This is a genomic window from Microbacterium sp. LMI1-1-1.1, from assembly GCF_040815675.1.
Lineage (GTDB): Bacteria > Actinomycetota > Actinomycetes > Actinomycetales > Microbacteriaceae > Microbacterium.
In genome coordinates this window covers 86,728-108,337 of record NZ_JBFPNN010000007.1, presented here as the reverse complement: position 1 = coordinate 108,337, position 21,610 = coordinate 86,728, and the positions used below count along the sequence as shown (strand labels likewise).

The window sequence follows — 21,610 nt, the reverse complement described above, 5'->3', positions numbered from 1 at the left end:
GGGCACTCGCGGACGCGACGACGCCCGGCCCCGCACGGGCCGGGCGTCGGACGCGATCAGCGCGTGTAGGCGCGGACGATGCCCCAGACGGCGAGGCCGACGGTCGCGGCGACCCCGACCACAGCGGCCGCGGCGGCGGACGGGTTGGAGCGGGCGAAGTGCCGCGCCCGCTCGACGCCGCGGTCCAGCGCGTCGCTCGCGCGACGCGGGACGTTGGCCTTGACCTCGATGGCCGCCAACGCGGCCTTGAGCTCCGCGCGGGCGTGCTCGACCGGGTCGCTGATGCCGAGCGGCACCGCGGTCTTCGGCACCGGGACGGGACGGTCAATACTCATCGCGGGCCTCCTTGATGATGCGGACGTCTTCGGAGATCGCCTTGCCGGGGTTCTCGCGGGACGACAGGCGCTTGAAGCGCAGGATGCCGAGCAGCGCCAGGACCGCGGTGATGAGGATCATCACACCGAAGACGACGAGCGCCGACAGCCAGACCGGCCACCACGACGACAGCCCCGCGATGACGAAGGCGAAGAACACCGGGACGGCCCAGAAGACGACGATGAGCGCCCCCACGAACCAGCCGGCGCCGATCCCGGCGTCCTTGGCGGTGCGCTGCGCCCACGCCTTCGCGCCGTTGATCTCGGCGACGACGAGGTTGCGCACCAGCTCGGGGATGTCCCCGAGCAGGGTGAACAGGCTGTCGTCCGAGCGGTCGCGGAATCCGCGAGGAGTGGTCATGCCTCAGCTCCCGGACGAGTCGGAGCCGCCCTGGGCCGCCTTCGCACGCGCGGTCGCCGACTTCTCGGCCTTCTCCGCCTCTTCGACGGAGTCCTCGACGGTGTCGGCCACCTCTGCGGCCGAGTCCTTGGCGACGCGGGCGGCGCGCTGCGCGCGCTCCGACACGGTTCCCGGCTGGGTGGCCGCGCCGGTCACGGACTTGGCGCCCTTCCAGACGACGCCCGGAACGGCCTTGAGCGCGGAGGCGCCGAACGCCTTCACCTTCTCGACCTGACCCTGGACGGCGGGCTGGTCCCAGACCTTCTCGGCCTGGCCCTTGATCTGCTCGTACCGCTCGCGGCCTGCACGTGCTCCGAGCACGTAGCCCGCCACGAGTCCGACGACGAGTGCTGCTTTGCCCCTCATGGGGTCTCCTCACGCTCGATCGAGTGCTGGTCGAGACTCACAGTAGCGATGTATTCCCGGCGCGGCATCCGCCCTTGACATCGCCCGGACTCTGACGGAGGGGCTCCACGCGTCCACGGCCTGCCGCGCCGAAGCCGTGAGCTCCGACCGGGCGCTCACTCCGCGAGCGGCCGCCCGCGCCAGAGCACGGCGCTGCGGATGCGGTCGGCCTCCGCGCGGGCGTCGGGGACGACCTGCGCGAGCCCGGTCCCGGCGATCCACGCCCCCGTCGCCCCCAGGCCCGGGACCGCGCGCACCGCGCCGCGCGCCGCTGCGACCTCCCCGGCGCGACCGATCGTGGCCGCGGGCTGCGACTGGACGTACCGGACCCGGTGCGACGCCGAGAGCACGGTCGGCGGCAGCGGGACGCCGAGCATCCTCTCCGCCTCGGACAGCGCCAGCCGTGCGGCCGCGTCGTCGTCGAGGGCGGCGGTGGCCGGCTCCTCGCCCTGGGCGCCGAACGACACGCGGACGACATGGATGCCGGGGGCGGCGGCATCCCGGACCCAGTCCCACTTCGCGGTCGAATGCGTGAGCGCCTTGGCCGCGTGGCTGCCGGGGACCGTCAGCACGCCCGTGCCTCGAGGAGCGGCGTCGAGGTCGCGGGATTTCACCACCAGCGTCACCACTTCCACCACCGGGGCCACGGGCTCGTCGCCCGACAGGGCGGGGACCACGGGCGCGAGGAGCGCGCGGGCCGGCCCCTCGGGCAAGGCGACGACGACGGCATCGGCGTGGACGTCCTCGCCCTCGGACGTCGCGACGCGCCAGCCGTCCTCGAGCCGGTCGAGGCGATCGGCGCGGACGTCGGTCCGCAGGTCGACGCCGAGCTCGGTCAGCCGGGCGACGAGCCCGTCGGACAGACGGGACATCCCGCCGGCGAGGCCCTCGACCGCCCCGCCCGGCGCGGGGCCGCCGCTTCTCGACACGGGCACGTCGGACGCGGGGCCGCCGCTTCTCGACACGGGCACGTCGGACGCGGGGGCATCGGCGGCGCGGGGGGCGGAACGGCGCGCGTGCAGCTCCGCCACCGCGCCCTGCAGCGATCCCGTACGCGTGAGAGCGGCGTTCAGACCCGGCGCGGCCAGATCGACGTCGATGTCGTCGGGCCGCGCGGAATACACCCCGCTCGTCACGGGGGCGACGAGACGGTCGAGCACCCGCGCCCCCATGCGCGAACGCACCAGGCGACCGAGGCTGTGCTCGTGCCCGATCGTCAGCGGAGGACGCACCCGGTCGACGTAGGCCCGCCACACGCCGGCCCACCCGATGACCCGGCGGACGTCGGGGGCGAACGGGTTGGCCGGGATGCCGAGCACCCCACCCTTCGGCAGGGGCGCGGCCGCGCCGCCGGGCAGCCCGGCGACCCACGCGCCGGCGGGGTTCGGTGCGACGATGTCGTCGTCGAGGCCGAGCTCGGCGAGCAGCTTCCGCACCACGCCGCCGCGCGTCGCGAAGCTCTCGGCGCCGACGTCGAGCGTCATGCCGCCGACCTCCGCCGAGCGGAGGACCCCGCCGAACACCGGCGACGCCTCCAGCACGGTCACCCGCAGGCCGACCTTCGCGCACTCGAGGGCGGCGACCAGTCCCGCGATCCCGCCGCCGACGACGACGACGTGCGTCTCGTGCGCCTGCCGCGCGAGCCGCTCGAGGGGATCGCTCACGCGTCCTCCCCGTGGGCGCGGGCGACGATGCGGGTCAGGACGTCGGGGTCGGTGTCCGGCGGGACGCCGTGACCCAGGTTGAGGATGTGCGCCCGGGCGGCGCGCCCGCGGGCCAGCACGTCGTCGACGTGGGCGGCGAGGACGGGCCAGGGGGCGCCGAGCAGGGCGGGGTCGATGTTGCCCTGCAGGGTGACGTCGGGGCCGACGATTGCCGCGGCCTCGTCCAGCGGCATCCGCCAGTCCACGCCGACCGCGTCGGCGAGTCCGCCCAGACGCATGTCGTCGAGGAACGCGCCCGTGCCGACGCCGAAGTGGATCCGCGGAACGGCGATGCCATCGAGCGCCTCGACGGAGTGCGGCGCGATGAACTCGCGGAAGGTCGCCGGCGACAGCGACCCGGCCCACGAATCGAACAGCTGCACGGCCTGCGCCCCGCCGTCGACCTGCGCGTCGAGGAACGCGCGCGACACCTTCGCCAGCCACCCGGCCAGCCGGTGCCACGACGCGGGGTCGGCGTGCATCATGCCGCGCGCCCGCAGGTGCTCCTTCGACGGCCCGCCCTCGACGAGGTACGCCGCCAGGGTGAAGGGGGCGCCGGCGAAGCCGATGAGCGGGACGCGCCCGCCCAGCTCGGCCGTCACGAGCCGCACGGCCTCGCGCACCGGCTCGGCCGCCGCGGCCACGTCGGCGGGGTCGATGGACGTCACGCGCTCGACGTCGGCGGCGGTGCGCACGGGGTCGGCGAAGACGGGGCCGCGTCCCGGCTCGATCTCCACTCCCACCCCGGCCAGGCGCAGGGGCACGACGATGTCGCTGAAGAAGATGGCCGCGTCGACGTCGTGCCGGCGGATGGGCTGCAGCGTGATCTCGGCGGCGAGGTCGGGGGTGAGGCAGGCGTCGAGCATGCGGGTGCCCACGCGCAGCTCGCGGTACTCGGGGAGCGAGCGGCCGGCCTGCCGCATGAACCACACCGGCTGACGCTCAGGACGGTCGCCGCGGAGGGCACGAAGAAGGGGAGCGTCGGGAGAGGCCATGGCATCCATCCTCCCATTCACCGACCGGCCGACGCGGGGCGGGAGGGGGATGGATGCCTCGATGTCGAGGCTCCCGGAATACCTCGCGGGCACCGCGCGTAGAATATGAACGTGCTGCTGTGCGTCAGCGCGAGTCACAAGACCGCGTCCTTCGAGCTCCTCGAGCGGCTCAGCGTACCCGCGGCACCCATCGCCCCGCTCATCGCCGAGCACGACGAGTGCGTCCAGGGTGCCGTCGTCGTCGCGACCTGCAACCGCTTCGAGGCCTACGTCGACATGGACGAGCCGGTCACCGCGGCCGTCGCCGTCGGCGTGGAGGCCACACTCAGTGCGATCGAGGCCGCCACCGGCGTGCCCGCCAGCGAGCTGGAGGGGGCGTACACCGTCCTCGGCGGCGGCGAGGTCGCCGAGCACCTGTTCTCGGTGGCATCCGGTCTCGAGTCCGTCGTCGTCGGCGAGGGCGAGATCGCCGGTCAGGTGCGTCGCGCACTGACCGAGTCGCGCCAGCTCGGCACCACCTCGGCGGAGCTGGAGCGTCTGTTCCAGCGTGCGTCGGAGGCGCAGCGCGGCGTCAAGAACTCCACCGCGATCGGCCGCGCCGGGCGCTCGCTCGTCCGTCTCGGACTCGAGCTCGCGTCGAGCCGCATCGCGGACTGGTCGACCCAGCGCGTGCTGCTCGTGGGCACCGGCGCGTACGCCGCGGCGACCGTGGCCGCCCTGCGCGACCAGGGAGCGGAGAACATCTCCGTGCACTCCCCGTCCGGACGCGCCGCGAAGTTCGCCGCGAAGCACGGTCTGCGGGCCGTCTCGGCCGAGACCTTCCCCGCTGCCGTGGTCCAGGCCGACCTCGTCATCACCTGCACGACCGCCGAGCACCACGTGCTCAGCGCCGCCACCTACGCCGCCGGTCGCGGCGCGTACGAGACGGCGGTCGAGAGCGCGGCGGGGTCCTGCCCCGCCGACCACACCTCGAGCCGGCTGGTCATCGACCTCGGCCTGCCGCGCAATGTCGACCCGGACGTGGCCACGGTGCCGGGCGTCGACCTGCTCGACCTCGAGACCATCCGCCTGCACGCCCCGCTCGAGGAGCTGCAGGCCACCGACGCCGCGCGCGACCTCGTCCGCGACGCCGCGCGCCGCTTCGCCTCCGTCGGCGAGCGCAAGAACATCACCCCCGCCGTGGTCGCGCTGCGCGCCCACGTCTTCGGCGTCCTCGACACCGAGATCGCCCGCGTCCGTGCCCGTGGCGACGAGGGCGGCCAGACCGAGCAGGCCCTGCGCCATCTCGTCGGCGTCCTCCTGCACACCCCGACCACGCGCGCGCACGAGCTCGCCGAGGCCGGTCGCGCCGACGACTACGTCGACGCCCTCTCCGCGCTGTTCGGCATCGAGGTCTCCGCGCCCGAGGTCGTGCGCGACATCGCCGACGCGGGCTGACGCACCTCGCTGCCTGGTGGCGGCGGGAGGAGATGACGGGACGGGAGGACGCCCCATGGCATCCACGTCCTCCCTCCGCCACATCTCCTCCGCTCCCCGACGGCTCCGCCCGGTGGCCGCGGGAGGAGATCACGGGACGGGAGGACGACCCGTGGCATCCACGTCCTCCCTCCGCCACATCTCCTCCGCTCCCCGACGGCTCCATCTGGTAGCCGCGGGAGGAGATCACGGGACGGGAGGACGCCCCATGGCATCCACGTCCTCCCTCCGCCACATCTCCTCCGCTCCCCGACGGCTCCGCCCGGTGGCGGCGGGAGGAGATGTCGGGACGGGAGGACGACCCGTGGCATCCACGTCCTCCCTCCGCCGCATCTCCTCCGCTCCCCGACGGCTCCGCCCGGTGGCCGCGGGAGGAGATGACGGGACGAGAGGACGCCCCGTGGCATCCCTGTCCTCCCTCCGCCACATCTCCTCCGCTCCCCGCGAGAATGGAGGCATGAGCCTGCGCATCACCGACGACCCCGCCGCCGACGAGCTCCTCTCCCGCGACCCGCTCGCCCTGCTGATCGGGATGCTCCTCGACCAGCAGATCGCCATGGAGACCGCGTTCACCGGTCCGCTGAAGATCCGCGAGCGCATCGGCACCGTCGACGCCGCGACCATCGCGCACTACGACGCCGACGAGTTCACCGCCGCGTTCTCGCAGAGCCCGGCGGTGCACCGGTTCCCGGGGTCGATGGCCGGTCGGGTTCAGTCCCTCTGCGCGGCGATCGAGGAGGACTGGGACGGGGATGCCGCCGCCCTCTGGACCCGTGACGACCCCGACGGCGCGACGGTGCTCAAGCGACTGAAGGCCCTCCCGGGCTTCGGCGACCAGAAGGCGAGGATCTTTCTCGCGCTGCTGGGCAAGCAGTGCGGCTTCGACGGCGACGGCTGGCGCGAGGCGGCGGGCCCGTACGGCGAGGAGGGGTCCTTCCGCTCCGTCGCCGACATCACCAGTCCGGAGACGCTGACGAAGGTGCGGGAACACAAGCGCGCGGCCAAGGCCGCCGCCAAGGAGGCCAAGGGCTGACCTGCCCTCCACAGGCTCAGAAGAAGGAGAGTTCTCTCATCTTTCTTGGGACCGTCGGCCGCGCTGGTTAGGGTGTCAGAGTTCGTTGCACGGTTTTTTCACGGATGAAGGGTGGGCTCTCGTGAAGTTCGCAATGGGTTCCGACACTCTGGGTGTGCTGGGTAAGGCCACCTCGGGGTCGAGCGATGAGCTGTCGCTGCTGGTGCGTCAGCTGTTCGAGGCGGCCGAGCCGCTCGAGGGGCAGTTCCAGGGCGCGGGTCGCGCCGCATTCGACCGGTTCAAGTCGCGCACCGACGCGATCTCGTCCGAGCTCAAGCTGGCTCTCGACGGCGTGCTCGGCGGCATCTCCGGCATGGACCGCTCGTTCCAGGAGGGCGAGACGTCCATGGTCGACCAGACCACCGGCCTCGAGGCCGGCTCGGCATTCGACGCCGCGCGTTTCGGCGCCCGTTGAGGATCGGAAGGGACTGACTCATGGTGAATCAGGGAGATCGTCGCGACTACTCAATCGCGGCCTCGCAGAACGCGCAGGACAACTTCAACCGCGTCGCCGCCCAGCTGGAGGCGCTCATCGACCAGCACGATCGCGACGTGCAGGCCGCCATGTCCGACTACTCCGCCGACGGGGTGTCCGAGGACTACCGCGGCAAGGAGACCCGCTGGAAGAACGCCGCCGCCGAGGTGCGGGGCATCATCCAGACGCTGCGCTCCTCGCTCGAGCGGAACGACGAGTCGGCCCAGACCGCGCTGAGCAAGGCTCGCGCGGCCGTGGAGTCGATCGGCTGATCATCGCCGCACGATGCCGGGCGCGGGATGCGCCCGGCATCGACGGCGCCCGCGACCGGGGTGAGGGACGCGGGCGAATGCGAGATTCGAAAGGGTGGGGGCGATGACCAGCTGGCGGATACAGCCGTCCGGCGTCGTGTCGGTGCTGCAGACGGTGAACGTTGACGCCGAGGCGCTCGGTGCGGCGCTCAACGCGCTCAGTCCGGCGCTCGAGGGGGCCGTGACGGCGACGCAGTCCGGAGCCATCTCCGAGGCGGTGCAGACCTACTTCGAGCAGGAGGAGGCACCGCGCATCCAGGGCATGAGCGCCCGGATCGGCGCGGCCGCTCAGGGCGTCGTCAGCGCGACCGAGGCCTACATCGCAGGCGACATGGAGATGGCCGCCAACGCCGAGACGGCCGCGATCGCCGCCGTCTACCCGCCCGCCCTCCCCCACGGGATGCAGTGATGCCCAGCCCCATCGATCCCGACAAGATCCCCGGTGCCGACATCCTGCCGGACGTCATCGACGAGAACGCCCGCACGATCGGGACCATCTCCGGTCAGGTCGCCGACCACGGGTCCAACGTCCACTTCGCCTGGCAGGGCATGGCCGGCGTCTACGAGGCGCCCGAATCGCCGACACTGCTGGGGCTCATGGCGCCCGTCAGCGCACAGGCCACCCAGGTGGGCGACAACCTCTCCGAGGTGTCCGCGGCGCTGATCGCCTTCGCCGCCGACGTGCGCCCGATCAAGGCGGAGCTCGACTCCCTGCGCGTCGAGGCGCAGACCTTCGTCGACTCCATCCAGGGCGGCGTGCAGGTCCGCGAGATCAACCCGGCCTGGACGGCGGCGCAGTCGCCCTACGGCGGCGCGACCGCCATGCCGACGTATCAGGGTTCGTGGGGGTCGTCGACGACGTCCGCTCCCGCGACCCCCGACAAGTACCGCACGGTCACGAAGGAGTGGCACGAGTCGCAGGAGCACGTCGACCGCAACAACGAGCTGCTGGCCGCGGTCAACGCCCAGCAGGTGAAGCTGTGGGAGGCCGAGCGCGCCTGCGCGAACCGCATCCGCGCGCTCTTCGGCGGTGCCGCGCTCCGCGCGGCGCAGTCCGAGGACGACGCCCTCGGTTACGGCATCGCCGAGATCCCCGAGGGCACCGAGATGCCGTGGGGCGCCGAGGTCGAGCGCACCGAGGGCTGCGGCGAGGCGACCGCGAAGTTCGTGTTCAAGGACTTCCTCTGGGAGGGCATCGCCGTCGGCGGCGTCTGGGGCACGATCACCGGCCTCGGCACCCTCGTACTCGGCTACAACCCCGAGACGGGCGAGTTCTTCTCCGGCGACGCCTACGGTGCCGCATGGGGGAACCTGGGCCTCATTGCGTTCTCGGGCGTCGCCAACTCGCCCCTGCTGGGCCCGCTCTTCGCGAGCGACGCCGCGATGGAGGCCACCGGGATGGGCGGATTCCTCCCCCAGGAGGTCCGCGACTTCAAGGCGAAGGCCGACGAGGCCGCCCTCAACACCGGCAAGGCGCTCATCGCCTGGGACAAGTGGCAGGACGACCCCGGCACCGCCCTCGGCGAGTCCGTGTTCAACATCGGCACGGCCCTCATCCCTGTGGGCGGCGCGGCCGTCGCCGGTGTGAAGACCGCCTCGACGGCGGCATCCGTCGTCTCGAAGATGGCGAAGGTCGTCGACTTCGTCGACCCGGCCGCGCTCGCGATGAACGGAGCGATGCGCCTCGGCGGGGCCGGTCTGCACAGCCTGGACGGCCTCATCGGACGCCTGGGCTCGAACGCCACCGACGGCTTCCACCTGAACACCCCGGACACGCCGTTCATCGCGGACGACGCGACCTCGGCGCTGCGCGCACTGGACGACGCGGGCGTCGATCTCGGAACCGTCACCGCGCGCGTGGAAGACGGCATCCCGGTCTACGAGTTCCCGCCGACCGCGGAGATCCCCTCCGGCCGGATCGAGATGCCCGCGGGCTCGTTCGACACCGTCCGCGGCGGTGACGTCCCGGTGCGCGCCGACGGCGGCATGTCCGCTCCAGTGCGCGAGCCGGAGCTCGTCACGGCCGGCGGCGTCCGCGGCGAGACCGGTCCGGCAGTCGGGAACTCGATCGTCGAAGACGCTCCCGTGCGGACGGAGACGAGCGGCTCAGGCGAGTCGACGGTCGTCCGCGAACCCTCCACCGAGACCGGTGGAGGCAGCAGCCATGCCGGCGGGCACAACGGCTCCGACGGCACCACGGGCGGCGGCGTGGGCCGCGGCGACGACGGCGCCACGGGCGGCGGGCGCAGCGACGACGGCGGTGGGCCTCCCACGAACGACCCGACTCGTCTGCCTGACGGCGACTCCTTCGAGCCGCGGATGTCGCACGACCAGGTCATCCAGTCCCCGAGCGCAGAATCGGCGATCGAATCGGCCGCAGCTCGTCACGGCCTGTCGCCCGACGAGTTCCATCACCTCATTCACGAGAGGCCCTTGGAATCCCTCACGCCCGAGGAAGCGCGCGTCGTTCTCGACGTCCGGGAGAGCATCCCGATGCCCCAGCCCGGCGAGGTCATGCAGAAGATCCTCGGCCAGACGGACGTGGACAACCTGCTGCAGCACAAGTACGGGCCGGAGGACACGGTGGGCGGTTTCGTCGCTCGCGCATCCGACGCGGCGCGGCTGACAACGCCGGAGGAGATCGCTCGCGGTTTCGGACTCGACTATGGCCCCGGACGAACGGTTCCCGATCAGTTCACGGCGCCGATCGGTGAGACCTACGCCGTGCGGTTCACCCTCCCCGAGGGTGCTGACCTGCGGGTACCGTCAGCCGATGCCGGCGCCTTGGCGGGGTACCTCTTCGACTCTTCGGGTCAGCCGTACTACCGTCCGCAGCGCATGGATCCCCTCGGACCCTCCAACCCGTTCCTCGGACATGGCTTCGTGGGCGACGGCGGTATCCAGATCATCCCTGAGTACCATCTCCCGGGCCGGATCGACCTCGAGCTCGGTACAGAGATCTACCGGATCACGGCATCAGGGGAGGAGATCCCCTTCGTCGTATTGACCGAGAACGGATGGGTGCCGGTGTGAACGAGGACCATGGTGACCTCCGCAGCACCGGTACCTGGATCGAGACGACGGACGGGTGGTTCGTATCGACGTACCGCATCAAGCCGGGGACGATCCCGTCGCGGTTCGTCGTCTACGACCATGAGGGTCCGGGTCAGCGAGAGATCCCCCCGTGGGATGTCCTCGCGGTCGAGCGAGTGGAGTCAGAGGGTCTCTACCAGGGTCACTGGATTCCTCTGGTTTCGATTTCGAAGAGCGATGAGACCGCGGTGTGGAGTCCTGTTCCTCGAGACCAGCTCGGCTCCTTCGCCATGCTCTATTACGACAACGGCCCGGAATTCGATGCCATCGCCGCGATTCCCGGAGCCGCGGTGCACGACCCCCGTTCTCTGTACGGCGGGGTCTCATTGCGGGTTCCTGTCCCCGAGATCGAGGATTACCGCGAGAAGGTCATCCCTCTCGCAGGCTCGACGTCGGCTGACTCGGAGTCCACGCCAAGATGAGAAGCATGGACATCTTCGAGAAGGTCGTGAGCCCAGCGCGACGTCGACTCTGGACGCAGGGCGACGAGTTCCTCTGCGGGTTCGTTGCGCGGCACGTCGACGTGTCCTGGGCGCGCACTTCCTCTGAGGTTCTCGAGGCGCACGGCTACGCCGCCGATGATCCGCTCTTCGCTGGTGAGCCTTTCGTCGACGTGCTGCGTTTTCACCCCCGCGCGACACTGACTTTCGTGCCTGCCACGGGCGCCGTCGACGGGGGTGGCGAGGGGTTCGTGGGCCTTCCCCCATTCACCGGTACCGGATTCTCCCCGACGACGAAGGGGCTGGTCCCGCTGTGGTGGGTGGAGCCGACGAGGGTACCCGCCGGCTCCGAACTGTGGCGCATCCATACGGACGGACGCGAAGAGTTCCTCTCGGCCTACGCGAACGTCGCGTCGGGGTGGCAACCGGGTCAGGGGCGAGCATTGCCGTCAGACGTCTGCGGAACCTTCTCTCGATGGAAAGGGGTCTCCTTCCTCGCGGACGAGTTGGAGAACGACCGCGTCGTACTCGCGTCCTTCAGACCGTTCGACGGAGGTAAGGCCACCGAACGCGGGCTCTGGGCCCACGTCGTGGAGGCCGAGGAGATCGAGGACGTCCACGCACTCCGCCTCACGGCTACGCTGAACGGCCTGCGCTTCCAGGTCGCTCGACGGTGGAACGACGGCACCGGAACGGTCGCGCGTCTCGTCTACATCGGTCGAGACGCCCCCTCAGCGGACGACGCAGGGCTGGAGCGCGTCGACGCGGGGGTGTACGAAACCACGGCACGCCTGGAGGACGTCACGGATGTGCGGGGTGAGGAACTCGTCCGAACGACGGCCTAGAGACGCAGGCCCTATCCACATCCTCGCCGTCGCGGATCTCGCACCGGAGCTCATCTGCGCCACGCCCACACATGGGGGCGTGATCCTGCGCGCAGACGAGTTGACCCTCCAGATCCGGGCAACGGAAGCGGGATGGCAGGTCCACAAGCAGTGGCGCGACCAGGATAGGGGCACGGTATTCCGGGCCGAGACTTCCGACGACGTCGTCCGGTACCTCGTGTGCCTGCTCGCCAATGACATCCGGACAGCTCATCGCCTGCCGGCTCTTCGCCGCCCCCTCGCCATCGATGGGGACGGAGTGGCGGTTCCCGCGGAGGGTTTCCTGCTTGAGCGGGCCCCGGACGCGGGATTCATCCTGTCGCGAGGAACCCCTGGTCCGAGGCGCTTCTTCGCCAGCGATATCGAGGCAGCCAAGTTCAGCTCCCTCGCCGACGAGGATGTGAAGAGCCTGCAGACGAGTCTCCTGCACGGAGCGCCAACGACGCGCGAGGGTGTCCTCGAAGCCATCCGACGCGAGGGGCTGCACGGCTACCGATGGTTCGAAGACGCGACGAATCAGGCAGACGTGGTCGCGATCGCCCGCACGCCGGACGAGTGGGCCGTCTTCGCGACGGATGAGCGTGCCACCCCGGTCGGGCGTCGCGAGTTCGCCTCGGAAGAGGCTGCCCTCGAGCACTTCCTCTCACGTCTGCGCGCGGCGAACCGCGTCACCGGCTGGCGGAGCCACCAGCAGGGACGCGAGAGGGGGGCCGCGGCATCCCTCTCCGTCCGCTATTTCATCCGTGAGCACCTCGTCGACGGGCGGCTCGTCCCCGTCCGCCTGTTCCGACGGCGAACGGATGCCACGGGCCCGACCGACGAATACCTCGCGGACGTCGACGCGTGGGTCCGCGATTCGCGGGGCGTGCTCGATCGCGCCGTCCGATTCCCCCTGGACGCCGACCTCGAGGAGATCTCCGCGGATGCCGCGGGCGATGTGATCGCAATGGTCGCCGCACGCACCTACGTCCCGCTCCATCGACGCTGATCAGCCGGCCCCACCGACGAGATGCAACCTCACTCGCGAATTCTGCCGGGACGCGAGTTGTCCACACAAGGCACCGAACCGATCCGCGCGCCCGCAGCGAGGTGCATAGGGTTGGAGGGTTGAGGGGCGAGGAGAGCCGATGACGAGTACGCAGGAGGCACCGCGGCTGGCCGACGTCGATCCGCTGGTGTTCACCGCACGCGCGGGCGCCGGACAGATCGCGGGCGCTGTCGCGCTCGACGTCGTCATGCCGCTCGCGCTGCTCGTCGCCGGCATCGTCGTCGTCGCCGGCGGGCTCCCCTCCGCAGGCTGGGCCCTCATCGCGCTCGCCGTCGTCCTGCTCGCCGTCGCGGTCTGGCTCCTCGGCCGCACCGGCCGCACCCTCGGCACCGCGACCGTCAACGCGCGCGTCGTGCGTCGCTCGAACGGCGTCGCCGCCGGATCCGCCGCTCTCGTCGCGCTGTTCACCGGCGGCCTCGTGCTGTGCGATCTGCGGCGTGCGCGCGATCCCTTCGCCCCCGCCGTCTCGGCGTTCCGCTTCCCCGACTCCGCGCTCGGCCGCACCACGAGCTCGGCAGCGCGTTCGACCGCCCCGGGGATCCTTCTCGACTCGGGCGAACGTCTCACGCTGACCACCGCCCTCATCCTGGGCCGCGATCCGTCCGCCCCGGCGGACGCTCCCGCCGACGTCTACCGCTGGGCCGACATGTCCCGGACGATGTCGAAGTCCCACGTGCGGCTGGAGTGGGACGGGCACCAGGTCTGGGTCACCGACCTGGGCTCCACGAACGGCACCTTCGTCCGCGGCGCCGGAGCTCCCACCCCTCTCCTCCCGCACCAGCGCACCCCCGTTCCCACCGACGTGGTCATCGAGGTCGGCGACCGCGTCCTGACCATCCGGGACGCCGCGTGAGCGGCGGAACGCCCCCGCGGGCGCGTCGGACGAGAAGGGATGCCGCATGAGCACCGTCACGCACCCGTACCTCGACGCCGCGGGCCCGGGCTGGGCCGGAACGGAGACGCGCGCGCAGGTGATCGCGCTGACCACCGGGATGAGCGACTTCCTCCACAAGACCGCGACGCAGGGCCTCCGTCCGATCGTCGTCTCCACCGAGTTCTCCCGCATGACGCAGCCGATGGCGCAGGTGCTGTCCGCCGTCCGCGGGCATTGGGTCGTCCGTACCCGCGACGACGGCTTCTACGACGCGCGCAGCGGCGCGCGCCTGTCCGCCCCCGCGGAGGCCCTGACGGCCGGCGCGGCGAACGCCGACGGCATCCATCCGCTCTTCGTCCGGGCGCAGGTGGCATCCGCACTGCAGGTCGTCGCGACGGTGTCCACCCGTCACCGGGTGTCGCGGCCCGTCCGTCTCGGCGGCGTCGCCGAGGCCGCCGTCGACCTCTTCACCGGCACCGAGCCCGCCGCCTGGGGAGCCCTCGAGCCGCTGCTGGCCCCCTGGGACCGCGGCGATTTCACGGAGCGCTCGCGCCGGCGCGTCCCCCTCGACAGCCACTGGATCGCCGTCGGCGGCGGCGACCGGCCGGTCGTGTCCACGATCCAGGTCGGACGCACGAGCGAAGGCCTGGAGGAGACGACGCGGGTGTGGGCCGCGGTCCCGGGCGTCGGACGGGACGCGGGGGCGACCGCCACCGCCGAGGCCCGCGAGATGCTCGCGCGCGCGGGGACCATCGGCCTGCCGCTCATCGGCGTCGCGTTCGCGGCCATCGGCGCGCCCGATCTGGCGCGGCGGGCCACCGCGACGCCGCAGCCCGAACCGCTCGCCCTGCTCGTCGGTCCCGCCGGCGTGCGCGCCCTCGGCGTCGACCCCAAGCGGTGGATCGGCGAGGTCGGCGGCACCGTCGTCGGCAGCCCCCGCCTCCCCGGCGTGCTGCTTCCGCTCGGGTCGGTCGACGGCGGTGGCTGGACGCGCCTGGAGGACGTCCTCGCCACCCTCGATCCCGCCCGACTCGCCGACCTCCTGAACCTCGCGCCGCATGTGCGCGCGCTCCTGCAGGCCCCGGAAAGGAGCCGTTGATGCCCGACCAGCGCGACACCGTGCTCATCGAGCAGGCCAAGATCCAGCGCATGCGGCTCGGCGCCGCGCTCGTGTACGGGCACATCGGCGAGCGCCGCACCGTCAACGACCACATGAAGCGCCTGATGGGATCCATCGTGGTCGCCGCCGTGGCCTGCGCCGCGTGCGTCGGCGTCTCGTTCGTGTCGCAGCTGCTGACCGAGCGCGCGCAGGAGAGCTCGTCGATCCAGACCCCCACCGGAGCCGTGAACCCGTGAGCATCTACACCCGTCTGACCGTCGCGGGCTCCGCGCGCCGAGCCGAGGTCGTCGTCCCCAGTGGCGAGCCGGTCGGCGCGGCCCTGCCCCGTCTCCTGGACCTGCTCGGCGAGACCGCCGGCACGGTGGCCCGTCCGATCGCGGTCGTCGCCCCGGACGGCGAGCAGATCGACATCGCCCTCTCGCCGCAGCAGCTCGACCTCACCGACGGCACCCTCGTCCGTCTCGTGCGCCTCGACGCCGCACCCCCGCCCCCCGTCGTGATCGACGTCACCGACGCCGCCGCCGACGCCCACGACGCACGCCCCGACCGCTGGGACGAGCGGGCGCGGATGGCCGCCGGAGGAACGGGCATTGCCGCGGCGTTCGCCGTCGCGGGGGCGCTGTCCCCTTGGACGTCGCCCACGCTCGCCGCGTTCGCCCTGCTCGGCCTGTCCCTCCTCCTCGCCGTCATCGCCACGGGGGTCGGCCTCGGCGGTCTCCGCCGCCTGTCGACGTGCATCGCCGCGGCGGCGGCCGGACTGGCGCTGCCCATCGGCGGCGCGACGGTGGCAGCTATGGCATCCGTCGGCCTCCCCGTCGAGTCGACGGTGCTCGCGGGCGTGGCCGCGGCGCTGGCGACCGGATCGACTGTCGCGCTGCTCGGCGTCGGTGTCGCGCAGCGCCGTCGCGGGGCCGCCTCCGGGGCGGCGCTCGGGGCCGTCCTGTCAAGCCTGCTCCTCACGCTCCTCCTGGCGGGAGTGGATGCCACGGCCGCAGCGGCCGTGACGGGCGTCGTGGCCGCGTTCGCGACCGGTCCGCTGCCCTGGATCGCGCTGTCGTCGGCGGGGCTCACCGATCTCGACCAGCGCGCCGCCGACGGCGAGCCGCCAGCCCGTCCCCGCGCCTTCGCCGCGATCGACGAGGCGTATGCGGCGTTGACGTGGAGCGTCGCCGCCGTGGCCACCGTGCTGGCTGCGACCGGCGTGGTCCTGGCGCTGTCCGGCGAGATCTGGACGGAGTTGCTGGCCCTCGCACTCTTCGTCGTGGCCGCCTTGCGGACGCGTGCCTTCCCGTTGCGCTCGCACGGCTGGCTGCTGTGGGCCGCGGCCGCCGCCGTCGCCGCCGCCGGCCTGTCGGTGCTGCTGTCGGGCGGACTGGGGTGGATCGGCGCCGCGGCGGCGGTCGTGCTCGCGGGCCTGGTCGCCACGATGGTGCTCGTCTCGCCGCGCCCCCACGTGCGGGCGCGGCTGCGCGGACTGGGGAACATCGTCGAGACGCTCGCCGTCGTGTCCCTCATCCCGCTCCTGGTGGGGGCCCTCGGCGTCTACGCGGACCTGCTCGGCATGTTCGGCGGGGGCTCCTGACCGTGCCGGATCTGCGAGCGGTCATGACCGCCCTCTTCGGCAGCGGAGCCGGCGGTCGTCGGGAGCTGACCGCGTGGGACGACGCGATCCGCGGCGGCCTGTCGACCACGCGACGGGTCGGCGTGGTCTCGCTCTCCCCGGGGGCGGGCACCAGCACGGTCGCGCATCAGCTGGTGCGCGCGGTCGCCGCCCGCCGCAGCGAACCGGTCCTCGCCGTCGACGTCTCGTCCGGCGACGACGGCCTTGCGGCGCGCGTCGGCGCAGCGACGGCGGCACCCGACGAGACGCGGGCATCCGCCCGAACCACCGCGGAGGCGCTGAGCGGACTCGAGCTCCGCGACGGCGTCGTCGGGCTGCGGCCACGGGACGTGGACGACGCCGTCGGCGCCTGGCTGGCCGAGGCCGCCCCGATCGCGCGGTTCTTCGACGTCGCCGTCACCGACTTCGGCGCTCGGCACCCGGTGGTCGATCTCGCCGCCTGCGCGGCGCTGTGCGACGTCGTCTGCCTGGTGGCCGACGGACGTCGCTCGCCCGCCGAGCACGCCCGCTCCGTCGTCGACGCCCTGACGGGGCTCCCCGAGTCGCCGGCGGTCGTCCTGGCCCTGGTCGACCACGCGCGGGACGGCGCCGGCGTGGCCCGCGCCTTCTCCGCCACCGACGCGCACCCGGTCGTCGCCGTGCCCTTCGACCCGGGCCTCGCCTCGGGCGGACGTCCGCGACGGTCGGTCACCAACCTGGCGCTCGTGGAACTGGCCGCGGCCGTGGTCGCGGCCGGCGGCGCCGCCGCACGACCCGCCGATGCCGGACGCCGCACGGCCGGCGGTCCATCCGCCCACGGCGACGGGCGCATTGGGGCCCCGGGCGCCGACGCCGCCCCGATCGACGAGAGGACCGCATGACCGTCCGGATCGTCCACCGGCCCGCCCGCATCAGCGAGGCGGTCGAACCCGCTCCCGAGGTGATCCTCGCCCCGCCGCCGCCGATCGGCGAGGGCGCCACCGGCTTTCCGCTGCAGTCGCTGCTGCCCATCGTCGGCAGCCTGTCGTCCATCACGATGATCGTGCTGCTCCGGAACAACCCGATCATGGTCGTCGTCGGCGCCGTCATCCTCGTGGTCGCGCTCGTGGGCGGCCTCGGCATGGCCTTCACCCAGCGCGGGAACGCGGCTCGGCAGCGGCGCGTGCAGCGCGAGCGCTACCTCGACTACCTGGAGGAGACGCGCGAGAGCGTCCGCCGGACCGCCGAGTCGCAGCGCGACGCCGCCCTCACCCTTCACCCCGCCCCGGGAACCCTGGTCGAGATCACGGCCGATCCCGCCCGCCGGTGGGAACGGCGCCCGGGCGACCCCGACTTCCTGCGTCTGCGGATCGGCACGGGGGACCTCCGCGCCGTCGACGTCACCCTGCCGCCGGAGCAGAACCCGGTACAGCCCTTCGACCCCGTGATGAGGGAGTCCGCCGAGCGCATGGTGCGTCTCGCCGGGGTGTCGCAAGGGATGCCGGGCATCGTCGACCTCGAACGCGGCGGGCAGGTCTCGCTGGTCGGTGCGCGGGAGGACACGCTGCGCGTCGCGCGGACCCTGGTCGCGCAGATCGCCGCGTTCCACTCCCCCGACGACGTGCACATCGCCGCCGCCGTCGCACCCGCCCAGCGCGACGACTGGCGCGGTCTCGACCTGCTCCCGCACGTCTCCCGCGCCACCCCTCCCTCCGGCGCCGTCGCGGCACGCCGCGTCGCCCCGACCCTGGCCGAGCTGCTCTCGCTGCTGCGCGACGAGCTGCGCGACCGGGTCGCCACCGCCGCCGCGTCGCGCCGCGCGGGCCGCCGCACCAAGCCCGGGCGTCTCGTCGTCTTCGTGGACGAGGCCGACGGAGCGGCATCCGCCGTCCCCCGTCTCGATGCGGCCCTCGACCTCACCGCCCTCGGCGTGACCGTCGTCCACCTCGTCGACGACCGGCTCAAGGAGCCCACCACCGTCGCCGTGCGCGTCAGCGTGACGGACGGGGTCGCCACCGTCGAGACCCCGGGCTCGGGCGAGGCCGCGGTCGGCGGCATCCGGATCGACGCGCTCACCCCGTCCGCCCTCGAAATCGTGGCCCGACCGCTCGCGGGGCTGCGACTCACGCGGACCTCCGCCGAGGACGCCGGCACCGCCCTCGCCCCCGACGTCACGCAGCTGCTCGGCGTCGGAGACGTGGATGCCATCGACACCACGACCGCCTGGCGCCCCCGCGGTGCCGCGGAGTTCCTGCGCGTGCCGATCGGCGTGGACGACCACGGCGGGCCGGTGCTCCTCGACCTCAAGGAGTCGGCGCAGCTCGGCATGGGCCCGCACGGGATCTGCATCGGAGCCACCGGCTCCGGCAAGAGCGAGCTGCTGCGAACGCTCATCCTCGGCCTCGCGCTCACCCACGCCCCCGACGACCTCAGCATGATCCTCGTCGACTACAAGGGCGGCGCGGCCTTCGCGCCCTTCGCCCGGCTGCCCCACGTCGCCGGCATCATCGACAACCTCGCCGACGACCCGCAGCTCACGGAGCGCGCCCGTGCGAGCATCCAGGGCGAGGTCGTGCGTCGGCAGCGACTGCTCAAGGACGCCGGGAACGCGGCATCCATCGGCCACTACCGCCAGATGCGCCGGGAGCGTCCCGACCTGCCCGCCCTGCCGCACCTCTTCCTGGTGATCGACGAGTTCGGCGAGCTGCTCACGGCCGAGCCCGACTTCGTCGAGCTGCTGCTGACCATCGGGCGCATCGGCCGCTCCATCGGGGTGCACCTGCTGCTGTCGAGCCAGCGGATCGAAGGCGGACGCCTCCGCGGACTCGACACCTACCTGTCGTACCGGATCGGTCTGCGCACGTTCTCCGAGTCGGAGTCCGCGGTCGTGCTGGACACCCCGGATGCCTTCCACCTGCCGGCCATCCCGGGCTTCGGGTACCTGAAGGTCGACACGTCGGTCTACACGCGCTTCCGCGCCGGGTACGTCTCGGGACCGGTGCCCGACCCGATCGAGTCCGGCCCGCGTCACGACGACGCCCCGCCGGTCCTGCTCGTGCCGGACTACGACCTCCCCGAGAGCGACGTCGAGGTCGAGGAGCCGGTCGAGGTCGAACCCGAGACGCCGACCACCGGACGGACCCTCGTGAACGCCGCGACCTCGCGCCTCGCGCGCGGCGTCGCGCGCACCCGCCCCGTGTGGCTGCCGCCCCTGCCGCCGGTGCTCACACTCGGCGGCATCCTCCCCCAGGCGGACGGCGCCGGCACGCTGCGCGCGCCGATGGGTCTCCTCGACGACCCGTCGCGGCAGACCCAGTCGCCGTGGATGCTCGACCTCACCCGCTCCGGCGGGCACGTGTCGATCACCGGCGCCCCGCAGTCCGGGCGGTCGATGTTCCTGCGCACGCTCGCCGCCTCCCTGTCGTTCACGCACTCGCCCCGCCAGGTGAGCATCTACGGCATGGACCTCACCGGAGGCGGCCTCGCCCGGATCGAGCCCTTCCCGCATGTCGGCGGCGTGGCGACCCGCGGCAACCGGGAGCGGCTCGGCCGCCTCCTCGAAGAGCTGACCGGCATGCTGGCGGTGCGCGAACGGGTGTTCCGCGACCACGGCCTCGACTCCTTGGCGGACATGCGTCGTCAGCACGCCGACGGACGACTGCCCGACCTGCCCAGCGCCGACGTCGTGCTGCTGGTCGACGGGCTCGGTGCCCTCCGCCAGGACTTCGAGGACCTCGAGGCGCCTCTCGCGCAGCTGCTCGAACGCGGCGGCAGCTTCGGCATCCATGTCGTCGTCGCCTTGTCCCGGTGGAACGAGCTGCGCATGAACCTCCAGGGGCTCATCGGCACGCGGCTCGAGCTGAAGCTCAACGACCCCGCGGACTCGCAGATCGCCCGGAAGCTGTCGACGACTCTGCGCGCCGACGAGCCCGGCCGCGTCCTCACCGACGAGAAGCTGTTCGCGCAGATCGCGCTCCCCCTCCTCGAAGAGGTCGACGACGGCGACACCGGCGAGGCCCTGGAACGCCTGGCCCGCGAGAGCGCCGCGCGCTGGGGCGGCCAGGGCGCAGCCCCCATCCGGCTGCTGCCGGAGGTGCTGTCGCCCGCCGAGCTCCCCGACGCGATCGACGAGCCGGATGCCGTCCCGTTGGGCCTCCGCCAGGACACCATGCAGCCGGTCGCCCTCGACCTCGCGTCGCGCGATCCGCACCTCCTCGTCCTCGGCGACAGTCGCTGCGGCAAGACCACGACCCTCCGCGGCATCGTCCAGGGCGCGATCGACCGGCACTCGGCGGAGGAGCTCGTCATCGCCCTGATGGATGCGCGCGGCGAGCTGGCGGCCGAGATCCCGGACGCATATCTCGGCGGACACGCCTCGTCCGGTCGGCAGGCCCGTCTGCTGGCCGAGTCCATCGCCGTCGAGCTCGAGAAGCGTCAGGGCGATCGCGGCGCCGGTCCGCGCATCCTCGTGATCGCCGACGACTTCGACATCCTCGCCGCGGGCGGCCAGGAACCCCTCCGCCCCCTCCTGCCGTACCTCGCCTCCGCCCGCGACCTGCGGCTGAACGTCGTCGTGAGCCGGCCGGTCGCCGGCGCATCGCGCGCGATGTTCGACGTCGCCCTGCAGGGCATCCGCGACACCGGCGGGACGACCCTCATCATGTCCGGCGATCGCTCCGAGGGCGCCCTCCTGCCCAAGTTGTACGCCGAGCCGATGATCGCGGGTCGCGGACGCCTGGCCCGCCGCGGCGAGCGCCCGACGCTCGTCCAGGTCGCCGACTTCGTCGCGGAGATCCCGGATGCCGTTCCCGTCGCGACCGCGGCACGCCCCGGCTCCGCGGCATCCGACGTCGTGACGGAGATCCCGGATGCCGTTCCCGTCGCGACCGCTTCCCCCGACGGTGAGGACGCGCGTCCCGCGACCTCGCCCACACCATCGCAGACGGACGGGGAGCAGAAGCCGCTCCTCCGTCGACGAGGAGCGAACCGTGCCCCGTAGCAGCATCGCTTTCACCCGCGACCCGCTCGACATCGACGCGCTCGCCCGCGCCGTCTCGACCGTTCTGACAGTCGAGGAGCTGGCAGAGACACCGGTCGAGATCCGGCCTCTCGACGACGGGGCTGCCGCGCAGGTGCTCCTGCTCGATCGGGTCGTGCTGACGGTGCTGCGCCCTCGCCTCACCCCGTCCCCCACCGAGCTGGCGCGCGTCTACGGTCTCACCGACGTCGACCGCGACGCGACGCGATGGAGCACCGAGGCCGTGAGCCCCTGGGAGCCGGAGGGCGTGATCGGCATCCGCCTGCTGGAGGCCGCGGCCGCCGAGCGCGCCGGGCGGGTCGTCCACCAGGCCTGATCTGCGC

General features: G+C 72.7%; 21 protein-coding genes. 16 read left to right on the top strand and 5 right to left on the bottom strand.

Annotation, left to right across the window (positions count from 1 at the left end; translation table 11 throughout):
• Positions 1 to 56: 56 nt before the first annotated feature.
• The 5 genes from MRBLMI1_RS06445 to hemE form a co-directional block, all read right to left on the bottom strand.
• Positions 57 to 335, bottom strand: coding sequence for a hypothetical protein (locus MRBLMI1_RS06445; protein WP_367728506.1), 279 nt, complete (start codon positions 333 to 335; stop codon positions 57 to 59).
• Complete coding sequence (locus MRBLMI1_RS06440) at positions 325 to 735, bottom strand: phage holin family protein (protein WP_367728504.1); 411 nt, start codon at positions 733 to 735, stop codon at positions 325 to 327. Before MRBLMI1_RS06440 ends, MRBLMI1_RS06445 begins: the two co-directional genes overlap by 11 nt.
• A 3-nt stretch (positions 736 to 738) precedes the next feature.
• Positions 739 to 1,140: a hypothetical protein gene (locus MRBLMI1_RS06435; protein ID WP_367728494.1), complete on the bottom strand. Its 402-nt coding sequence runs from the start codon at positions 1,138 to 1,140 to the stop codon at positions 739 to 741.
• 155 nt (positions 1,141 to 1,295) lie between these two features.
• Positions 1,296 to 2,843, bottom strand: a complete 1,548-nt coding sequence (gene hemG / locus MRBLMI1_RS06430; RefSeq protein ID WP_367728493.1) for a protoporphyrinogen oxidase — start codon at positions 2,841 to 2,843, stop codon at positions 1,296 to 1,298.
• Complete coding sequence (hemE, locus tag MRBLMI1_RS06425; protein ID WP_367728489.1) at positions 2,840 to 3,877, bottom strand: uroporphyrinogen decarboxylase; 1,038 nt, start codon at positions 3,875 to 3,877, stop codon at positions 2,840 to 2,842. Before hemE ends, hemG begins: the two co-directional genes overlap by 4 nt.
• Before the next feature lie 111 nt (positions 3,878 to 3,988).
• On the opposite strand from hemE, the gene MRBLMI1_RS06420 reads away from it, so the two are divergent.
• From MRBLMI1_RS06420 to MRBLMI1_RS06345, 16 genes are all read left to right on the top strand, one after another.
• Complete coding sequence (locus MRBLMI1_RS06420; protein WP_367728487.1) at positions 3,989 to 5,314, top strand: glutamyl-tRNA reductase; 1,326 nt, start codon at positions 3,989 to 3,991, stop codon at positions 5,312 to 5,314.
• A gap of 496 nt (positions 5,315 to 5,810) precedes the next feature.
• Complete coding sequence (locus MRBLMI1_RS06415; RefSeq protein WP_367728475.1) at positions 5,811 to 6,386, top strand: HhH-GPD-type base excision DNA repair protein; 576 nt, start codon at positions 5,811 to 5,813, stop codon at positions 6,384 to 6,386.
• A gap of 133 nt (positions 6,387 to 6,519) precedes the next feature.
• Complete coding sequence (locus tag MRBLMI1_RS06410; protein WP_367728473.1) at positions 6,520 to 6,840, top strand: hypothetical protein; 321 nt, start codon at positions 6,520 to 6,522, stop codon at positions 6,838 to 6,840.
• Between the two features lie 20 nt (positions 6,841 to 6,860).
• Positions 6,861 to 7,172: a pore-forming ESAT-6 family protein gene (locus tag MRBLMI1_RS06405; RefSeq protein ID WP_367728472.1), complete on the top strand. Its 312-nt coding sequence runs from the start codon at positions 6,861 to 6,863 to the stop codon at positions 7,170 to 7,172.
• A 103-nt stretch (positions 7,173 to 7,275) separates the two neighbouring features.
• Positions 7,276 to 7,620 carry a DUF6507 family protein gene (locus tag MRBLMI1_RS06400; protein ID WP_367728468.1) on the top strand — a complete coding sequence of 115 codons (345 nt, stop codon included), beginning with the start codon at positions 7,276 to 7,278 and terminating at the stop codon, positions 7,618 to 7,620.
• Entirely contained in the window at positions 7,620 to 10,244 is a 2,625-nt protein-coding gene (locus MRBLMI1_RS06395; protein WP_367728465.1) for a hypothetical protein, read from the top strand. Before MRBLMI1_RS06400 ends, MRBLMI1_RS06395 begins: the two co-directional genes overlap by 1 nt.
• Positions 10,241 to 10,726 (top strand): hypothetical protein, encoded by a 486-nt coding sequence (locus MRBLMI1_RS06390; RefSeq protein ID WP_367728464.1) that lies wholly within the window; start codon positions 10,241 to 10,243, stop codon positions 10,724 to 10,726. Before MRBLMI1_RS06395 ends, MRBLMI1_RS06390 begins: the two co-directional genes overlap by 4 nt.
• 5 nt (positions 10,727 to 10,731) lie before the next feature.
• Positions 10,732 to 11,589, top strand: a complete 858-nt coding sequence (locus MRBLMI1_RS06385; RefSeq protein WP_367728462.1) for a hypothetical protein — start codon at positions 10,732 to 10,734, stop codon at positions 11,587 to 11,589.
• A gap of 79 nt (positions 11,590 to 11,668) precedes the next feature.
• Complete coding sequence (locus MRBLMI1_RS06380) at positions 11,669 to 12,616, top strand: hypothetical protein (RefSeq protein WP_367728460.1); 948 nt, start codon at positions 11,669 to 11,671, stop codon at positions 12,614 to 12,616.
• A gap of 139 nt (positions 12,617 to 12,755) precedes the next feature.
• Positions 12,756 to 13,529 (top strand): FHA domain-containing protein, encoded by a 774-nt coding sequence (locus MRBLMI1_RS06375; RefSeq protein WP_367728458.1) that lies wholly within the window; start codon positions 12,756 to 12,758, stop codon positions 13,527 to 13,529.
• Positions 13,530 to 13,575: 46 nt separating this feature from the next.
• A complete protein-coding gene (locus MRBLMI1_RS06370) occupies positions 13,576 to 14,649 on the top strand; it encodes a DUF6177 family protein (protein ID WP_367728456.1) in 1,074 nt (357 codons plus the stop codon).
• Positions 14,649 to 14,906: a hypothetical protein gene (locus tag MRBLMI1_RS06365; RefSeq protein WP_367728454.1), complete on the top strand. Its 258-nt coding sequence runs from the start codon at positions 14,649 to 14,651 to the stop codon at positions 14,904 to 14,906. The genes MRBLMI1_RS06370 and MRBLMI1_RS06365 overlap by 1 nt, the downstream gene beginning before the upstream one ends.
• Positions 14,903 to 16,252: an EsaB/YukD family protein gene (locus MRBLMI1_RS06360; RefSeq protein WP_367728453.1), complete on the top strand. Its 1,350-nt coding sequence runs from the start codon at positions 14,903 to 14,905 to the stop codon at positions 16,250 to 16,252. The genes MRBLMI1_RS06365 and MRBLMI1_RS06360 overlap by 4 nt, the downstream gene beginning before the upstream one ends.
• A 23-nt stretch (positions 16,253 to 16,275) precedes the next feature.
• Positions 16,276 to 17,151 (top strand): hypothetical protein, encoded by an 876-nt coding sequence (locus MRBLMI1_RS06355; RefSeq protein ID WP_367728451.1) that lies wholly within the window; start codon positions 16,276 to 16,278, stop codon positions 17,149 to 17,151.
• Positions 17,148 to 21,248, top strand: coding sequence for a type VII secretion protein EccCa (eccCa, locus tag MRBLMI1_RS06350; RefSeq protein WP_367728447.1), 4,101 nt, complete (start codon positions 17,148 to 17,150; stop codon positions 21,246 to 21,248). Before MRBLMI1_RS06355 ends, eccCa begins: the two co-directional genes overlap by 4 nt.
• Positions 21,238 to 21,603 (top strand): hypothetical protein, encoded by a 366-nt coding sequence (locus tag MRBLMI1_RS06345; protein ID WP_367728433.1) that lies wholly within the window; start codon positions 21,238 to 21,240, stop codon positions 21,601 to 21,603. Before eccCa ends, MRBLMI1_RS06345 begins: the two co-directional genes overlap by 11 nt.
• Positions 21,604 to 21,610 lie beyond the last annotated feature (7 nt).